Below are 18,022 nucleotides of genomic sequence, written 5' to 3'. Positions count from 1 at the left end.
GTGTCACAGGCAAGAGCCGGTTTTGTTCTGACCCGGCACTGGCGGGATACCCCGCAAGGTACAGAGATTGAATTTTGGCTGGCAACTGATGCCGGGCCGGTCTGTGCCCGGCTCCCCCACCAGCAATCAACTGCCTTCATTCCAGAATCACAGAGGGCGCGCGCTCAGGCACTGCTGGGCAATGAATCACATCTGCGCTGGGCATCACTGCCGTTAAAGGATTTCCACCACCAGCCCGTGTGTGCGCTCTATTGCCAACAATACCGGCAGTTATTACGCATTGAAAAAGTGCTGCGCGAAGCCGGTATTACAGTCTATGAAGCGGATATTCGCCCCCCCGAACGTTACCTGATGGAACGTTTCATTACCGCGCCAGTCTGGGTTGATGGTGAACACCAGCCACAGCGAATTCACCAGGCAAAAATGAAGCCGCACCCCGATTACCGCCCAAATTTACGCTGGGTTTCTCTGGATATCGAAACTAACCGGCATGGCGAGCTTTACTGCATTGGTCTTGAAGGCTGTGGGCTACGCCAGGTATTTATGCTGGGCAACCCACCAGAGCCCCTTGCCCCAACTGATTTTCAACTGACCTTTATTCCTGACAGAGCCGGCCTTATTCACAGTCTGAATCAGTGGATTGCTGAGCATGATCCGGATGTCATTATCGGCTGGAATGTGATTCAGTTCGATTTACGTATCTTGCAAAAACAGGCGGATAAATACGGCGTTCGTCTGCTACCAGGCAGGGAACAGCGTGAAATTGAGTGGCGTGAACATGGCTATAACCAGGGGTATTTTTTCGCACAAATTCCCGGCCGCCTGGTGGTTGACGGTATTGAAGCTCTGAAATCCGCTTTCTGGAGTTTTCCCTCTTTTTCACTTGAATCAGTTGCCCAGGAGTTACTGGGGGAAGGTAAAGACATTGACGATCCCTGGGATCGCATGGCAGAAATAGACCGGCGGTTCCAGCAGGATAAAGTGGCGCTGGCACAATACAATTTAAAAGATTGCGAGCTGGTCACCCGTATTTTCAGGCACACCGACATCATGCCGTTTTTACTGGAACGCGCGGCGGTTAATGGTCTGCAGGCAGACAGGCATGGCGCATCTGTTGCTGCGTTTTGCCATCTCTACTTTCCACGTATGCACCGGGCCGGTTATGTTGCGCCTAACCTGGGGGAAATTCCGCCTCAGGCGAGCCCCGGCGGGTATGTTATGGACTCCAGGCCTGGCCTGTATGACTCGGTGCTGGTTCTGGATTTTAAAAGCCTGTACCCGTCAATTATTCGCACATTTCTTATCGACCCGGTTGGGCTGGTGGAAGGCCAGTTGCATTCTGATGAACAGCATGCGGTTGAAGGGTTTCTTGGTGCCTGGTTTTCCCGTGAAAAACATTGCCTGCCTGAAATCGTCAGCCAAATATGGCAAGGCAGGGAGCGAGCCAAACAGCAAAAAAATGCCCCGTTGTCGCAGGCGTTAAAAATCCTGATGAATGCATTTTATGGTGTACTGGGTACTTCCGCCTGCCGATTTTTTAACCCCCAACTGGCTTCATCGATTACGATGCGTGGCCATGCCATTATGCGTCAGACCAGAGAACTCATTGAATCACAAGGTTTTGATGTAATTTATGGCGATACAGATTCTACCTTCGTCTGGCTGAAACAAGCGCACAGCGAAGAGGCAGCTGATGCAGCTGGCAGGCGCCTGGTCAGTCTGGTCAATCAGTGGTGGCGTGATCACCTGCGTGAAACGCAACAATTGGAGAGTGTGCTGGAACTGGAATACGAAACCCATTACAGCCGTTTTCTGATGCCCACAATTCGCGGTGCCGAGACGGGGAGTAAAAAACGTTATGCAGGCCTGGTTATACGCGAAGGTAAACAGCAACTGGTGTTTAAAGGGCTGGAAACCGTACGCACAGACTGGACTCCCCTTGCACAAACCTTCCAGAAAAATCTCTATCAACGTGTTTTTCTGCACGAGCCTTATGAAGATTATATTCGCGAGACTATTGCCCGCCTGATGGCTGGCGAACTGGATGACCAACTGGTATACCGTAAGCGGCTGCGTCGGCCACTGGATGATTACCAGAGGAATATTCCTCCTCATGCCAGAGCCGCACGGCTTGCTAACGAATTTGACCGCCGCGCCGGGCGGCCTCCGCGCTATAATGGGCGAGGCACAGTGAAATATGTCTGGACATTACAAGGACCAGAGCCCGCCGGGCTTGCGCAATCGCCACTGGACTATGAACACTACCTTACCCGGCAGCTACAACCTATTGCCGAAGGAATTTTACCTTTCCTTGGTAAGGAGTTTGCTACACTGTTAACGGGGCAACTTGGGTTATTTTGACAGGTGACGAATGCGTTGCCATCCATTACCATAGCGCCCTTTCCGGGTCATATCCCACAACTCATAACCGAATTCTTCAACGTGCCGCCGCCCTGTGCCGTCGGCTGTAATGCTATTGCCTGCAACTTTTAGATATACAACAGAGCCGAATATTTATGCCTTTTACACTTGGTCAGCGCTGGATCAGCGATACGGAAAGCGAACTGGGACTGGGAACAGTAGTAGCAATTGATGCCCGCATGGTGACATTATTGTTCCCGGCAACCGGAGAAAATCGTCTGTATGCCAGGAATGACTCCCCCATCACCCGCGTGATGTTTAACCCTGGGGATACCATTACCAGCCATGAGGGCTGGCAGTTAAAAGTGGATGAAGTCAAGGAAGAGAATGGATTACTCGCCTACCTGGGTACCCGTGAAGACACTCAGGAAAGTGGCGTCATACTGCGTGAAGTACTGCTGGACAGTAAACTGGTGTTCAGTAAACCACAGGATCGCCTGTTTGCCGGCCAAATTGACCGCATGGACCGTTTTGCACTGCGCTTTCGTGCCAGGAAATACCAGAGCGAGCAATACCGCATGCCCTGGAGTGGCCTGCGTGGTATGCGCACCAGCCTGATACCACATCAGTTACATATTGCCAACGACGTAGGTCGTCGCCATGCCCCCCGCGTGTTACTTGCCGATGAAGTCGGTCTGGGGAAAACCATTGAAGCCGGTATGATAATTCACCAGCAATTGCTGAGTGGCGCTGCTGAACGTGTGTTGATCATTGTCCCGGAAACCCTGCAACATCAGTGGCTGGTGGAAATGCTGCGCCGCTTTAACCTGCGGTTTGCGTTGTTTGACGATGAGCGATACGCAGAAGCGCAACACGACAGCGAGAACCCGTTTTATACCGAACAACTGATTATTTGCTCACTGGACTTTGTGCGCCGCAACAAGCAGCGTCTGGAAAACCTGTGCGAAGCCGAGTGGGATTTAATGGTGGTGGATGAAGCTCACCATTTGGTATGGAGCGAAGAAGCCCCAAGCCGCGAATACCAGGTAATTGAGCAACTGGCTGAACGCGTACCAGGCGTATTGTTGTTAACTGCAACCCCAGAGCAGCTTGGCATGCAAAGCCATTTTGCCCGCCTGCGCCTGTTGGACCCAAGCCGTTTTCATGATTACGAAGCATTTGTTGCCGAGCAAAATAACTTCCGCCCGGTTGCCGATGCCGTTTCCCTGTTGCTGGAAGGTAACCATCTGAGTGATGAAAGCCTCAATACGCTGAGCGAGCTGATTGGTGAACAGGATATCGAACCGCTACTGAAAGCGGCTAATAGTGGTGGCGAAAGCAGTGAAGCAGCCCGCCAGGAACTGGTTTCCATGCTGACAGACCGCCATGGTACCAGCCGGGTGCTGTTCCGTAACACCCGCAGCAGTGTGAAAGGCTTTCCACAGCGTGAACTCCATACTATTCGTCTGCCATTACCCACTCAGTATCAAACGGCTATAAAAGTCTCTGGCATTATGAGTGCGCGTAAAACGGCGGAAGAACGTGCGCGCGACATGCTCTACCCGGAACAGATTTACCAGGAATTTGAAGGTGACAACGGCACCTGGTGGAACTTTGATCCGCGTGTTGACTGGCTGATGGGATACCTCACCAGCCATCGCTCACAAAAAGTTCTGGTTATTTGCGCCAAAGCAGCGACAGCACTGCAACTGGAGCAGGTGTTACGTGAACGTGAAGGGATCCGCGCAGCCGTCTTCCATGAAGGTATGTCAATTATTGAACGTGACCGCGCAGCCGCCTGGTTTGCTGAGGAAGATACCGGCGCACAGGTGCTGTTATGCTCGGAAATTGGTTCTGAAGGGCGTAACTTCCAGTTTGCCAGCAACATGGTGATGTTTGACCTGCCATTTAACCCTGATTTACTTGAACAGCGCATCGGGCGTCTGGATCGTATTGGCCAGGCACACGACATCCAGATTCACGTCCCATATCTGGAAAATACCGCGCAATCCATTCTGGTCCGCTGGTATCACGAAGGGCTGGATGCTTTTGAACATACCTGCCCAACTGGCCGCGCCATTTACGATGACGTCTGTGAATCACTGATTGGCTACCTGGCAGCACCCGAAAACGAAGAAGGCTTTGCTGAGCTGATTCACCGCTGCCGCACCCAGCATGACGCACTGAAAACCCAGTTAGAACAGGGCCGTGACCGCCTGCTGGAGATTCACTCCAACGGTGGCGAAAAAGCCCAGGCGCTGGCCAATGAAATCGCCGAACAGGATGATGATACTGCGCTGGTGAATTTTGCCATGAACCTGTTCGACATTATTGGCATCAACCAGGATGACAAAGGCGATAACATGATTATCCTGACGCCATCTGACCATATGCTGGTACCAGATTTCCCGGGCTTGCCTGAAGATGGCTGCACGATTACCTTCAGCCGCGATGTCGCGCTTTCCCGTGAAGATGCCCAGTTCATTACCTGGGAACATCCTTTAATTCGTAATGGACTCGATCTGATTCTGTCGGGCGATACCGGTAGTTGCGCGCTTTCCTTGCTCAAAAACAAGGCGCTGCCCGTTGGCACATTGCTGGTCGAAATGGTGTATGTCGTTGAAGCCAAAGCACCCAGACAACTTCAGTTGCAGCGTTTCCTGCCACCGACCCCAGTACGTATGCTGCTGGACAAAAATGGCACCAACCTGGCAGCGCAGGTGGAATTCGAAAGCTTTAACCGCCAGTTAAGCGCAGTGAACCGCCACACCAGCAGCAAGCTTATCAATGCCGTCCAGCAGGATGTACACGGGATTTTGCAGCATGGCGAAGAGCAAGTAGGGAAAGCGGCACAGGCGTTAATCGATGCGGCGAGAAAAGAGGCTGACGATAAACTGTCTGCCGAGTTATCACGCCTTGAGGCGTTGAAAGCCATTAACCCCAATATTCGCGACGACGAACTGAGTGCCATTGAAGATAACCGCCAGCAAGTACTGGAGAGTTTGTCCGAAGCCTCATGGCGGCTCGACGCGCTGCGCCTGATTGTGGTCACGCACCAGTAAGGAAATGACAACGATGCTGGAGTTTTACTCTCCGCCGCAAGACCCGTGGCTGGTCATTCTGTATCAGGATGAGCATATTATGGTGGTGAACAAGCCATCCGGGCTGCTTTCCGTACCCGGACGGCTGGAAGAACACAAAGACAGCGTAATGACACGGATTCAGCGCGATTATCCCACTGCCGAATCTGTTCACCGGCTCGATATGGCCACCAGCGGTGTTATCGCTGTGGCGTTAACCAAATCGGCGGAGCGTGAACTCAAGCGTCAGTTTCGGGAACGTGAGCCAAAGAAACAGTATGTGGCCCGAATTTGGGGGCATCCGGAGAAAGCGGAAGGCATCGTTGATTTACCACTGATTTGTGACTGGCCTAACCGCCCCAAACAAAAAGTCTGCTTTGAAACGGGTAAACCCGCACAAACTGAATATGAAGTAGTGGAGTATGCGCCAGATATGACGGCCAGAGTGATTCTGCGCCCCATTACCGGGCGCTCGCACCAGTTGCGTGTTCATATGCAGGCGCTGGGGCACCCGATTCTGGGTGATAAGTTTTATGCCACGCCCGAAGCCCGGGCAATGGCGACGCGCTTATTGTTACACGCAGAATCGCTGACCATTACACACCCGGCTTTTGGCAACAGCATGACATTCCGGGCGCTTGCAGACTTCTGACCCACAGCCCGGTTAACCACCGGGCTGAGTCTGATGACAAACCTCATGTCCGCACAGAACCAGAGGGTGTCACCCGATAAAAAACCAGGAAAATCAATTCATTGATTTTCGCCCGCTAACTAAAAAGAAGGAAAAACCACGCTTTTTCCTTCTTTTTCATCAATCTGAGCCCGGTAAACTACCGGGCTGTTTCACTTCTGTAATAGCTGGGAAATCGCCAGGTTAGCGAAATCCTTTTTCTTTTTTGATCAAATCATAAGCCTGCTGAATTTCCTGGGCTTTCTGTTTAGCCATTTGCATCATCTGCTTCGGCAGCCCTTTCGCCACCAGCTTGTCCGGATGGTGTTCACTCATCAACTTACGGTACGCCCGCTTGATTGTTGTCGCATCATCAGATGATTTCACCCCGAGGACATTGCATGCATCCTGCAAAGTCGGCCCACGTTGCGTTTGCTGGTAGCCGCCCTGCTGCCCGGAAGAAGAGTGCTGATACCCGCCACCAAATTGTGCCCCGCCCTGCATCATGCGCAAAAACTGGTCAAACTGTAGCCGGGAGATCCCCAGTTCTTCAGCAATTACATACAGAACATCGCGCTCTTTCGGGTGCAACGAGCCATCGGCAAAAGCAGCCTGAATCTGAATTTCCAGAAACATCCGAATCAGGTCAAAACGACCAAAACATACGCTGCGCAGTTGTGTCATTTTATCACGCAGCGGGTAAGAGGCACCTTTACCGACGCGAAATGCATGCTGAGCAGCCACCCGCGAGTCACCATGCAATTGCATCCGCTCCATTAATTGTGACGCAACATGGATATCTGCTTCCGTTACACGTCCTTTGGCCTTGGTCAAATGCCCCATCACCTCAAACGTGGTGTTGAAGAACATCGACTGCCGCTGTTGTTGACTGGTAAACCAGGCAGAGCGCATGCGCATGCGGTCAAATAAGTGACCAATCAGCAAACCGCCAATTGCGCCCCAAAACCCGCCGCCGAAGATAATTCCCAGCGCAATGCCAATCACTTTTCCCCAATACTGCATATACTCCCCAAATGGTCATGCTGTCAGACCGAAATTCATTTATCATACCTGTCATTCATAACTGAGCCTAATAACAGGCGTGTAAACAGGCTGGATTAACACTGGCACTATGATAACGACTACGTTAGTCTCTCTCCGTTTGCCTACGCTTAGTCCCTGATGACAGAACAACGAAAAACACGTATGAAAAAACGTATTCCCACCTTGCTGGCAACCCTTATCGGTTCGGCTTTGTACAGCCAACAAGGATTTACCGCCGATCTCGCATCACAGTGCATGCTGGGTGTGCCCAGTTATAATCGCCCGTTGGTTCAGGGCGATACTAATGATCTGCCCGTAACAATCAATGCCGATCATGCAAAAGGTAATTATCCTGACAACGCGACTTTCACCGGAAATGTTGACATTGCACAGGGTAACAGCCGCCTGCAATCTGACGAAGTACAACTTCATCAAAAACAGGTAGAAGGTCAAACTACACCGGTCAGGACTGTCGATGCACTGGGTAATGTGCACTATGATGACAATCAGATCATCCTGAAAGGTCCGAAAGCGTGGTCTAACCTCAACACTAAAGACACAAATGTCTGGGATGGCGATTATCAAATGGTCGGGCGGCAGGGCCGTGGTACAGCCGACCTGATGAAACAGCGTGACAATAATCGCTATACCATTCTGGAAAATGGCACCTTCACCTCTTGTCTGCCAGGCTCCAATACCTGGAGCATTCAAGGCAGTGAAGTCATCCAGGACCGCCAGGAACAGGTTGCTGAAATTTGGAACGCCCGCTTTAAACTGGGCCCGGTGCCGGTATTTTACAGCCCGTATCTGCAACTGCCTATTGGCGATAAACGCCGTTCGGGTTTCCTTATCCCAAATGCGAAATATAGCTCCACCAACGGGTTTGAGTTTTCACTCCCCTATTACTGGAATATTGCCCCTAACTTTGATGCCACCATCACGCCGCATTACATGGATAAGCGTGGCAATATCCAGTGGCAGAATGAATTTCGTTATTTAACACAAGCCGGGGCTGGGCTGGTCGAATTTGACTACCTGCCATCCGATAGCGTTTACCAGAATGAATACCCCAGTGAAAATAACAAGCACCGCTGGTTATTCTACTGGAAACACTCCGGTGTGCTGGACCAGGTGTGGCGCTTTAACGTCGATTACACCAAAGTGAGCGACCCGCATTACTTTAACAACTTTGATTCAAAATATGGTTCCAGTACGGATGGTTACGCCACGCAAAAATTCAGCGTGGGTTACGCAGTACAGAACTTTGATGCCACATTATCAACAAAACAGTTCCAGGTCTTCGACACAGCCAGTAGTAACTCTTACCGTGCGGAGCCACAGTTAGACCTTAACTTCTACCAAAATGACGTTGGGCCGTTCGATACCCATCTGTATGCCCAGGCGGTGAAGTTCACCAACGTGAACAGCAACTACCCGGAAGCGACACGCCTGCATATTGAACCGACTATCAACCTGCCGTTGTCCAATAACTGGGGAAGTCTTAATACCGAAGCGAAACTACTGGCGACTCACTACCAGCAGACCAATCTTGATGAATACCGCACTTATGCTAATAACAGTGCGACATCTCTGGCACTCAAAGACAATGTTAACCGGGTAATGCCGCAGTTTAAGGTTGACGGGAAAATGGTTTTCGAGCGGGATATGGACTGGAGCCAGGGGTATACCCAGACACTGGAACCACGCGCACAGTATCTGTACGTTCCTTATCGCGATCAAAGCCATATCTACAACTACGATTCCGCTTTCCTGCAATCTGACTATACGGGTCTGTTCCGCGACCGGACTTATGGTGGTCTGGACCGCATCGCGTCAGCAAACCAGGTGTCGACTGGTGTCACAACCCGTATTTATGATGAAAATTCAGTGGAACGTTTTAACGCTTCTGTTGGTCAAATCTACTATTTCACCCGTTCCCGTACTGGCGATGACAACATCAACTGGGAAAATAATGACCACCAGACTGGGGCGGTTGTCTGGGCCGGTGACTCCTACTGGCGTATTTCAAATCGTTGGGGATTACGGGGGGGCGTAGAGTATGATACCCGTATGGAAAACGTAGCGACCGGGAGCAGTTCACTGGAATACCGCCAGGATGCTGACCGGATGGTACAGTTTACTTACCGCTACGCCAGCCCGGAATATATTCAGGCAACACTGCCAGCTTACTCAACCAGCGAGCAGTATGAAAACGGGATTTCTCAGGTGGGAATGGCTGCAAGTTGGCCAATCGTTGATCGCTGGTCTGTTGTCGGTGCGTACTACTACGATACCAAAGCAAACCAACCAGCTGACCAAATGCTGGCTTTGCAATATAACTCCTGCTGCTACGCAATTCGCGTTGGCTATGAAAGGAAAATTAATGGTTGGCAGAACAACCAAAGTAAGTATGACAACGTGATTGGTTTCAACATTGAATTGCGTGGGCTGAGTTCTAACTATGGCCTTGGCACGCATCAAATGTTGCGCTCCAACATTCTGCCGTATCAAAGCTCACTGTAGTCTTGATTGATTTGAAACATAATCCGCATTGCGGTTAATCAGAAATGGAAAACCTATGATGAACTGGAGAACGCTGCTTCCTGGTATCGCGCTGGCCCTGTTGGTGAATACCGGTTTTGCAGCTCCACAAGTTGTTGATAAAGTGGTGGCTGTTGTCAATAACGGCGTAGTACTGGAAAGTGATGTTGACGGGCTGATGAAGTCCGTAAAAATGAACGCAGGTGAAGCCGGGCAACAACTTCCTGACGACAACACCCTTCGCCACCAGATCCTCGAAAGACTCATCATGGATCAGATAGTGCTGCAGATGGGCCAGAAAATGGGCATTAAAATCAGCGATGAGCAATTGGATCAGGCCATTGCTAATATTGCCCAGCAAAACCATATGACGATGGACCAACTGCGTAGCCGTCTGGCCTATGACGGCATGAACTACAACACATACCGTGCGCAGATCCGTAAAGAAATGCTTATTTCTGAAGTGCGTAATAACGAAGTACGCCGTCGTATCACTATCCTGCCTCAGGAAGTGGATGCACTGGCAAAACAAATAGGCAACCAGAATGATGCCAGCACTGAACTTAATCTGAGCCAGATCCTGATCCCATTATCTGAAAACCCAACCGCCGAGCAAGTCAGCCAGGCACAAAGCCAGGCTGAAGATATTATCAGTCAGGCGCGTAACGGCGCCGACTTTGCCAAACTGGCAATTACCTATTCCGCCGATCAGCAGGCACTGAAAGGTGGGCAAATGGGCTGGGGGCGTATTCAGGAACTCCCCTCGATTTTTGCTCAGGCACTCAGCACCGCGAAGAAAGGCGATATTATTGGCCCGATTCGTTCCGGTGTGGGTTTCCACATCCTGAAAGTGAACGATATCCGTGGGCAGTCCCAGAATATTTCTGTCACGGAAGTCCATGCGCGCCATATTTTGATTAAAACTTCGCCTATCATGAGCGATGCGCAGGCGCGTGCAAAACTGGAACAAATTGCTGCAGATATCCGTAGCGGGAAAACAACCTTTGCCGCGGCTGCACGGGCGAACTCTGATGATCCTGGTTCAGCAAACCAGGGTGGCGACCTGGGCTGGTCCTCTCCTGACGCTTACGACCCGGCTTTCCGCGATGCTTTGATGCACCTGCAAAAAGGGCAAATTAGCCAGCCAGTCCACTCTTCTTTTGGCTGGCACCTGATTGAACTTCTGGATACCCGTCGTGTGGATAAAACTGATGAAGCACAAAAAGACAGGGCCTATCGTATGCTGTTCAACCGTAAGTTCTCAGAAGAAGCGGCAACCTGGATGCAGGAACAACGCGCCAGCGCGTATGTGAAAATCCTGGATAATTAATCTGGATATTTAAGTGAAAATAGCACGAGTAGTGATCACTCCCGGCGAGCCTGCCGGGATTGGCCCTGATTTAGTTGCCGAACTGGCGCAACGGGCCTGGCCAGTTGAACTGGTTGTTTGCGCAGACCCTGAACTGTTATTGTCCCGGGCTCGGGCACTGAACCTGCCGCTGGTACTACGCAATTATCAGGCTAATGAAGCGCCACTGCCCCAACAAGCTGGTTCACTGACTTGTTTGCCTGTTTCCTTGCATACACCGTCTCTTCCCGGACACCTTGCTAAAGACAATGGCCCTTATGTCACTGAAACACTCGCCCGGGCGGCGCAAGGGTGCATTGAGGGTGAGTTTTCAGCACTGGTAACCGGCCCGGTGCATAAAGGCGTTATCAATGACGCGGGCATTCCTTTCACTGGTCATACAGAATTCTTCCAGATGCAGGCAGGCTGTGAAAAAGTGGTCATGATGCTGGCGACAGAATCATTACGTGTCGCACTGGCGACCACCCACTTGCCGCTCAAAGCCGTCAGCGATGCCATTACGGCTGACTCACTCCACCAGGTTATTGCTATTTTGCACCATGACCTGCGTACCAAATTCGGTATCGCTCAGCCACGTATTCTGGTGTGTGGGCTCAATCCTCACGCTGGTGAAGGTGGGCATATGGGCACTGAAGAAATAGAAACCATTGCACCTGTGCTTGATGGCCTGCGTGCACAAGGCATGAAACTGGAAGGCCCACTCCCCGCAGACACACTTTTTCAGCCTAAGTACCTCGATAATGCAGATGCTGTCCTGGCTATGTATCACGATCAGGGTCTGCCCGTGCTAAAATATCAGGGATTTGGCCGTGCGGTGAATATCACCCTGGGCTTACCTTTTATTCGCACATCTGTTGATCACGGCACCGCGCTGGACCTGGCCGGTACCGGGAAAGCAGATGTCGGCAGTTTTATCACGGCGCTTAATCTCGCCATTACCATGATTACAAAGAGTCAATGAATAATCGCGTCCATCAGGGGCATTTAGCCCGTAAACGTTTTGGGCAAAACTTCCTCAATGATCAATTTATTATTGAAAGTATTGTTTCTGCCATCAATCCACAAAAAGGCCAGGCACTGGTCGAAATCGGCCCTGGTTTGGGCGCTCTGACAGAGCCCGTTGGTGAACGGCTGGATGCACTGACTGTTGTTGAGCTGGACAGGGATCTTGCTGCCCGTCTGCAAACACACCCTTTCCTTGCGCCAAAACTAACCATTTACCAGCAAGACGCTATGACGATGGACTTTGCTGAACTGGCTAAAAAACAAGGACAGGCGTTACGTGTATTCGGCAACCTGCCATATAACATTTCTACGCCGCTTATGTTCCACCTGTTTAGCTATACTGATGCCATTGCTGACATGCACTTTATGCTGCAAAAAGAAGTAGTCAACCGCCTGGTTGCAGGCCCTGGCACGAAAGCGTATGGTCGGTTAAGTGTAATGGCGCAATATTACTGCAAGGTTATTCCGGTGCTCGAAGTACCACCAGGCGCATTCACACCACCACCTAAGGTGGATTCCGCCGTGGTCAGGCTGGTTCCGCATGCAACATTGCCCCATCCAGTCAAGGCACTGAATATCCTGAACCGGATTACTACCGCAGCCTTCAACCAAAGAAGGAAAACATTGCGCAACAGCTTAGGCAATTTGTTCTCGCCAGAGACATTGGCTGAACTGGGTGTGGATTCCGCGCTGCGGGCTGAAAATGTCTCCGTTGCCCAATATTGCCAGATGGCTAATTTTTTAGCTGAAAATCCCCCATCGCAGGAGAGTTAAGCTATGACAGCATCGCCCCGTGTTTGTGTGCAGGTACAGAGTGTTTATGTCGAATCGCAATCATCCCCGGAAGATGAGCGCTTTGTTTTTGCATATACCGTTACCATCCGCAATTTGGGGCGAGAGCCTGTGCAATTGCTTGGCCGTTATTGGTTAATCACTAACGGTCATGGGCGCGAAACCGAAGTGCAGGGCGAAGGTGTTGTTGGTGAACAACCGCATATTGACCCAGGCAGTGAATACCAGTACACCAGCGGTGCTGTTATCGAAACCCCTTTAGGCACGATGGAAGGACATTATGAAATGATTGATGCCAATGGTAATGCTTTCCGCCTTGCTATTCCTGTTTTCCGCCTGGCCGTTCCAACTCTGATACATTAAGCGCCTATGTCCACATACATAATTGGTGATGTTCACGGCTGTTATGATGAGCTGATAGCCTTACTCAACCAGGTGAACTTCAGGCCAGAAGCCGATACGTTGTGGTTGACGGGGGATCTGGTTGCCCGTGGTCCGAAGTCTTTAGAGGTTTTGCGCTACGTCCGTAATCTGGGCGACAGTGTGCGCATTGTGCTCGGTAATCACGACTTGCATTTATTGGCAGTCTACGCCGGTATCAGCCGCAATAAGCCCAAAGACCTGGTCACTCCGCTACTGGAAGCGCCTGATGCAGATGCCCTGATTAACTGGCTTCGCCGCCAGCCATTGCTTCAGGTGGATGAAACCAAACAACTGGTTATGGCACATGCAGGCATTACTCCTCAATGGGATTTAGCTACCGCAATCGCCTGTGCCGGCGAGGTATCTGCAGTGTTGTCCAGTGACAGCTACCCTTTGTTCCTTGATGCCATGTATGGTGATATGCCTAATAACTGGTCGCCACAGCTTACTGGGTTGGCGCGACTGCGCTTTTCAACCAATGCACTGACCAGAATGCGTTATTGTTTTGCCAATGGGCAACTGGATATGTACTGCAAAGATGCGCCCGGCAATGCGCCTTCCCTGCTAAAGCCCTGGTTTTTATTACCCGGGCCGGTACGGGAAGAATACAGTATCGCTTTCGGCCACTGGGCATCACTGGAAGGGCAAGGTACACCAGAAGGCGTGTATGCGCTGGATACTGGCTGTTGCTGGGGTGGGGCATTAACCTGCCTGCGCTGGGAAGATAAAACCTGGTTCCATCAGGCCTCACTACGCCCGGAAATTTCCGACGAGAAATAGACGAGAAATCATAGCAACGCCTGTTTGAGCAAAACGACAGGCGTTGGTTAATTTGCCATAACAACCACTCGGTGAATGGTGTTAATTCCGCTCCAGTATCTCAAAACAGTAACTGTGGCTGTTCTTGTCGTCAGCATCGTGAAACTCACTGAATACCGACTGCCATTCATCCGTTTCATATTCAGGGAAGTGCGTATCGCCCTCCACTTCAGCATCAATATGAGTCAGATACAGGCGATGAGCCATTGGCAGAAACTGCTGGTAAACATGCCCGCCACCAATCACCATCACTTCAGGATCTTCAGCACACAGCGCAAGCGCTTCTTCTACTGAACTTACCCAAAGTACACGGTCATCATTACCCGGAGTACGGCTGAGAACAATGTTCTTGCGCCCGGGCAATGGTCTGCCAATAGACTCCCAGGTTAACCGCCCCATAATAACTGGTTTATTCAATGTATTGCGTTTAAACCACGCCAGATCAGCGGGCAAGTTCCACGGCATGGCATTTTCCATCCCAATAACGCGGTCCACAGCCAGCGCAGCAATCAAACTAATCATGCAGTGCATCCTGAATATTCAAAATTGTCGCCACTATACGGAAAGCCGGGTATTTCGTCACCAGGAGACCCGTGCAAAAAAGCAGAAATATTTTCCCCCTGAGCGGTATCCCACAATCCGCTCTGAAGTGTTGCCGGGACTGCATACTGGTGGCAGAAAGCCACAAGAGGGCTACCCTTTTTGTTCAGAGGAAGATATAGTGCAGCCGCTATTTTTTACCAGGATACTTCCATGCTTGAAACCACACTGTTTGTGATAACCATTGCCGCTCTTGGTATGCTTTCTCCTGGCCCCGACTTTTTCCTGGTTATCAAAAATGCCGCCCGCTACCCACGTAAAGCAGCACTAATGACCGCACTCGGCGTGATTTGTGGTGTGGTTACACATATGACTTATTGTGTCGCCGGTCTGGCCGTAGTCATCACGACAACACCCTGGCTGTTTGGCTTACTGAAATACGCAGGTGCTGCATACCTTATCTGGGTTGGCCTTCAGGCACTGTTTTCTCGTGGCGGCAGCAAAATGGATTTGAACCAGTTAACACCGCAAAGTACCACACTGCGTAAGGCATTTATTCAGGGGTATCTGTGTAACCTGCTCAACCCCAAAGCGACGTTATTCTTTCTCGCCATGTTTACCCAGGTATTAAATGTACACTCAGGGTTGGGTGAGAAACTGTGGTATGCCGGTATCATTGTGGGATTGACGGTTATCTGGTGGCCACTACTGGTGCTACTAATCCAAAGCGCCCCAGTGCGCAGTGGGCTGGCGAAGGCTCAGAAAGTGGTTGATAAACTGCTCGGCGGCATGCTGCTGGTTCTGGGTATAAAAGTTGCGCTAAGCTGACATCATTCCCCTCTGTGCCACTAAGGGGAATGCCTGTTACCCTGTTATTTCTCGCTGAGCTTATCCGGGGTGCCCTGCAAGTTGCTGCCATGCTTACCCTGATCTGTTCCCTGCCAGCCGTGCCGCTGCATCAAATCCAGTTGATTGCGATCTTGCTCAATACTGTCACTCAACATAGCACTGGCTCGCCGCTGTGCCGCGACCCTTGCCTGCATGTCATCACTCGCTGATACCATTTCTTCTACCATTCGGTTATTAAAACGCCGGAAATGATCTGCTCGTTCCCGGGCTTCATAACGGCCGACTCCCAGCGCTTCAAGCGCATGGCGGCCAACCAGAATGGCACTTTCAAATGTTTCACGTTCGGCCTGTACACCATTCTGACGCAAGTGAATGTAATGCTCCAGGTCACGCGCTCTGGCAATAATATGCAAATCAGGAAAGTGTTCATGGACCATTCCTGTCAATTGCAGGCTGACATCCGGGTCATCAATAGCATTAATCAGTACCGATGCTTTTTCAGCACCCGCAGAGCGTAATAAATCTTCCCGCGTGGCATCACCATAAAATACCTGTGTGCCAAACTTACGCAAAATCTCAATATGGTCGGGGTCATGGTCGAGAACCACTACCGGCACACCACTTGCCAGCAATAAACGTCCGGCGATTTGCCCAAAACGCCCAAACCCGGCAATAATGACACTGGGATGCTGATCATCAATTACATCAGCTTCCTGCTCACTACCGGTTTCAGCACATTCCAGCCGGTTCAGCAAGACCAGCAACAAAGGTGTTGCAGCCATAGATAACGCGACAGCGAGTGTTAATGAACGCGCCCAACTTTCATCAAGCACCCGGGCACTTTGTGCGGCAGAAAATACCACAAAAGCAAACTCACTCCCCTGCCCCAGCAACACCGCGAACCAGCGCCATTGCCGACGAGGAACCTGCAGTGGACGGGCAACCAGCCACAATACCAGCGCCTTTATCAGTAAAAAGCCCACCAGCAAAAGTAAGATGCGCAGGGGATAATGTGCCAGAGTACCGAAATCTACCGACATCCCAACGCCAATAAAAAATAGCCCCAGCAATAACCCCTTAAAAGGCTCGATATCACTTTCCAGCGCATGGCGGTATTCCGAACTGGCAAGTAAAACCCCGGCAAGAAATGCGCCCATTGCCATCGAAAGACCGGCTTCTTCAAGTAACACACCAAACCCAAAGACCAGAAATAATGCCATGGCACTGAAGACTTCCCGCAAGCCTGATCGGGCTACAAAACGTAGTAATGGCCGTGTAACGTAACGCCCTAACACGACAACCAGTGCAAGAGCGGCAACCACCTTAGCCGCTGAAATCAAAAATGCGCCCAGTGTGGTGGATGCGCCACTGTTCGCCAGCAATGGAATCATGGCAACCAGTGGGATAGCGGCAATATCCTGAAAAAGCAGCACAGCAAATGCACTCCGCCCCATAGGGGAAAGCGCCAGATTACGTTCATTCATTGCCTGCATGGCAATTGCCGTGGAGGACAATGCCAGTGTCAGACCAGTCAGTACCGCCACCTGCCAGCTTAATCCAAGTACGAAACAAAACGCCGCAAGGCACAACCCACAAGCCAGCATTTGCAATGCCCCGCCACCAAACACCGGGGTTCGTAAGGTCCACAGCCGGCGGGGATCCAACTCCAGACCAATCACAAACAGCATCAGCACCACCCCTATTTCTGCAAAAGCAATAATGGTGTGTGCATCAGTGACCAGGCGTAATCCCCAGGGGCCGATAAGGCAACCGGCAATCAGATAACCCAGCACAGAGCCAAGCCCCAGGCGCACAGCCAGAGGCACGATAAACGCCGCCGCCCCAAGAAAAATCAGGACTTGTATCAGGTTATGACTATCCATTGAATGACTCCTGCCAGGCCAGCAAACGCTGCCGGTATAACTCCGCATGCTGAGACAGCGTTTCATCATCGCAAATAAACGTGCTGTGCATGACATAAGGTTCCAGCCACGACAAACCACAATAGAGTGCAGTTGCCTGAACGGGTTGCGCCAGAACCTCAAACCCCGGATGGTCTCCCAGGCTAAAGTGGTGCTCTCCACCTCCGGTCGTCACCGCCCAGAGCATAGATTTACCATGCAGAGCAGACCCATTCCGCCCATAAGCCCAGCCATGAGACAGTACTTTATCTATCCATAGTTTCATCAGAGGAGGCATGCTGTACCACTGCATAGGGTGCTGCCAGATGATAAGGTCAGCCCTGCTTAATGCCTGTTGCTCCGCTACGACATCAATATTGAAATCCGGGTACAGCTCATAGAGTGAACGCACTTCAACCCCTTTTAAATCAGCTACATGTGCCAGCATTGCTTTATTCGCATGGGAAATATGGGGATAAGGATGTGCATAAATAATCAAAATCATAGGCTTCAGCTTGTGTATTCCTTAACGGCACCAGTAAGCATTGTAGCCTGAATACAGCTGTATAAAGACAGAGAGAGCTTGATGATAAGGTACAAATAAATTGATGGGACAAAAAAGCCCGCA

14 protein-coding genes are annotated in these 18,022 nt (G+C 51.0%); 10 read left to right on the top strand and 4 right to left on the bottom strand.

Features of this window, described 5'->3' with window-relative positions; translation table 11 throughout:
* The 3 genes from polB to rluA all read left to right on the top strand — a co-directional run bounded on the left by polB (position 1) and on the right by rluA (position 6,093).
* Positions 1 to 2,361 (top strand): DNA polymerase II, encoded by a 2,361-nt coding sequence (gene polB / locus A9B99_RS14865; protein WP_064598759.1) that lies wholly within the window; start codon positions 1 to 3, stop codon positions 2,359 to 2,361.
* A 155-nt stretch (positions 2,362 to 2,516) separates the two neighbouring features.
* Positions 2,517 to 5,423, top strand: a complete 2,907-nt coding sequence (gene rapA, locus A9B99_RS14860) for an RNA polymerase-associated protein RapA (RefSeq protein ID WP_064598757.1) — start codon at positions 2,517 to 2,519, stop codon at positions 5,421 to 5,423.
* A 13-nt stretch (positions 5,424 to 5,436) separates the two neighbouring features.
* Positions 5,437 to 6,093, top strand: a complete 657-nt coding sequence (gene rluA, locus A9B99_RS14855; protein WP_064598754.1) for a bifunctional tRNA pseudouridine(32) synthase/23S rRNA pseudouridine(746) synthase RluA — start codon at positions 5,437 to 5,439, stop codon at positions 6,091 to 6,093.
* A gap of 222 nt (positions 6,094 to 6,315) precedes the next feature.
* Here rluA and djlA read toward each other — a convergent pair whose 3' ends face one another.
* Entirely contained in the window at positions 6,316 to 7,134 is an 819-nt protein-coding gene (gene djlA, locus A9B99_RS14850) for a co-chaperone DjlA (RefSeq protein WP_064598752.1), read from the bottom strand.
* Positions 7,135 to 7,317: 183 nt separating this feature from the next.
* On the opposite strand from djlA, the gene lptD reads away from it, so the two are divergent.
* The 6 genes from lptD to apaH are packed head-to-tail and all read left to right on the top strand — an operon-like array spanning position 7,318 to position 14,065.
* The gene (gene lptD / locus A9B99_RS14845; RefSeq protein ID WP_064598750.1) at positions 7,318 to 9,678 is read left to right on the top strand and encodes an LPS assembly protein LptD; all 2,361 of its coding nucleotides are present in this window, start codon (positions 7,318 to 7,320) and stop codon (positions 9,676 to 9,678) included.
* Positions 9,679 to 9,715: 37 nt separating this feature from the next.
* Positions 9,716 to 11,026, top strand: coding sequence for a peptidylprolyl isomerase SurA (surA, locus tag A9B99_RS14840; protein ID WP_269448073.1), 1,311 nt, complete (start codon positions 9,716 to 9,718; stop codon positions 11,024 to 11,026).
* A gap of 13 nt (positions 11,027 to 11,039) precedes the next feature.
* Entirely contained in the window at positions 11,040 to 12,026 is a 987-nt protein-coding gene (pdxA, locus tag A9B99_RS14835; protein ID WP_064598746.1) for a 4-hydroxythreonine-4-phosphate dehydrogenase PdxA, read from the top strand.
* Positions 12,023 to 12,844, top strand: a complete 822-nt coding sequence (rsmA, locus tag A9B99_RS14830; protein WP_064598744.1) for a 16S rRNA (adenine(1518)-N(6)/adenine(1519)-N(6))-dimethyltransferase RsmA — start codon at positions 12,023 to 12,025, stop codon at positions 12,842 to 12,844. The genes pdxA and rsmA overlap by 4 nt, the downstream gene beginning before the upstream one ends.
* A gap of 3 nt (positions 12,845 to 12,847) precedes the next feature.
* Complete coding sequence (apaG, locus tag A9B99_RS14825) at positions 12,848 to 13,225, top strand: Co2+/Mg2+ efflux protein ApaG (RefSeq protein WP_036106296.1); 378 nt, start codon at positions 12,848 to 12,850, stop codon at positions 13,223 to 13,225.
* 6 nt (positions 13,226 to 13,231) lie between these two features.
* Entirely contained in the window at positions 13,232 to 14,065 is an 834-nt protein-coding gene (apaH, locus tag A9B99_RS14820; RefSeq protein ID WP_064598742.1) for a bis(5'-nucleosyl)-tetraphosphatase (symmetrical) ApaH, read from the top strand.
* A gap of 81 nt (positions 14,066 to 14,146) precedes the next feature.
* Here the strand turns inward: apaH and folA are convergent, their stop codons facing one another.
* Entirely contained in the window at positions 14,147 to 14,626 is a 480-nt protein-coding gene (folA, locus tag A9B99_RS14815) for a type 3 dihydrofolate reductase (RefSeq protein ID WP_064598740.1), read from the bottom strand.
* 231 nt (positions 14,627 to 14,857) lie between these two features.
* On the opposite strand from folA, the gene A9B99_RS14810 reads away from it, so the two are divergent.
* Positions 14,858 to 15,472 carry a LysE family transporter gene (locus A9B99_RS14810; RefSeq protein WP_064598738.1) on the top strand — a complete coding sequence of 205 codons (615 nt, stop codon included), beginning with the start codon at positions 14,858 to 14,860 and terminating at the stop codon, positions 15,470 to 15,472.
* A gap of 44 nt (positions 15,473 to 15,516) precedes the next feature.
* Here A9B99_RS14810 and kefC read toward each other — a convergent pair whose 3' ends face one another.
* Both kefC and kefF read right to left on the bottom strand, forming a co-directional pair.
* Positions 15,517 to 17,376 carry a glutathione-regulated potassium-efflux system protein KefC gene (gene kefC, locus A9B99_RS14805; RefSeq protein WP_064598736.1) on the bottom strand — a complete coding sequence of 620 codons (1,860 nt, stop codon included), beginning with the start codon at positions 17,374 to 17,376 and terminating at the stop codon, positions 15,517 to 15,519.
* Entirely contained in the window at positions 17,369 to 17,899 is a 531-nt protein-coding gene (gene kefF / locus A9B99_RS14800; RefSeq protein ID WP_064598735.1) for a glutathione-regulated potassium-efflux system oxidoreductase KefF, read from the bottom strand. Before kefF ends, kefC begins: the two co-directional genes overlap by 8 nt.
* Positions 17,900 to 18,022: the final 123 nt, after the last annotated feature.

It is taken from the genome of Mangrovibacter phragmitis, assembly GCF_001655675.1.
GTDB lineage: Bacteria > Pseudomonadota > Gammaproteobacteria > Enterobacterales > Enterobacteriaceae > Mangrovibacter > Mangrovibacter phragmitis.
The sequence above is the reverse complement of the archived record's forward strand: the minus strand, read 5'-3'. Positions and strand labels throughout refer to the sequence as shown.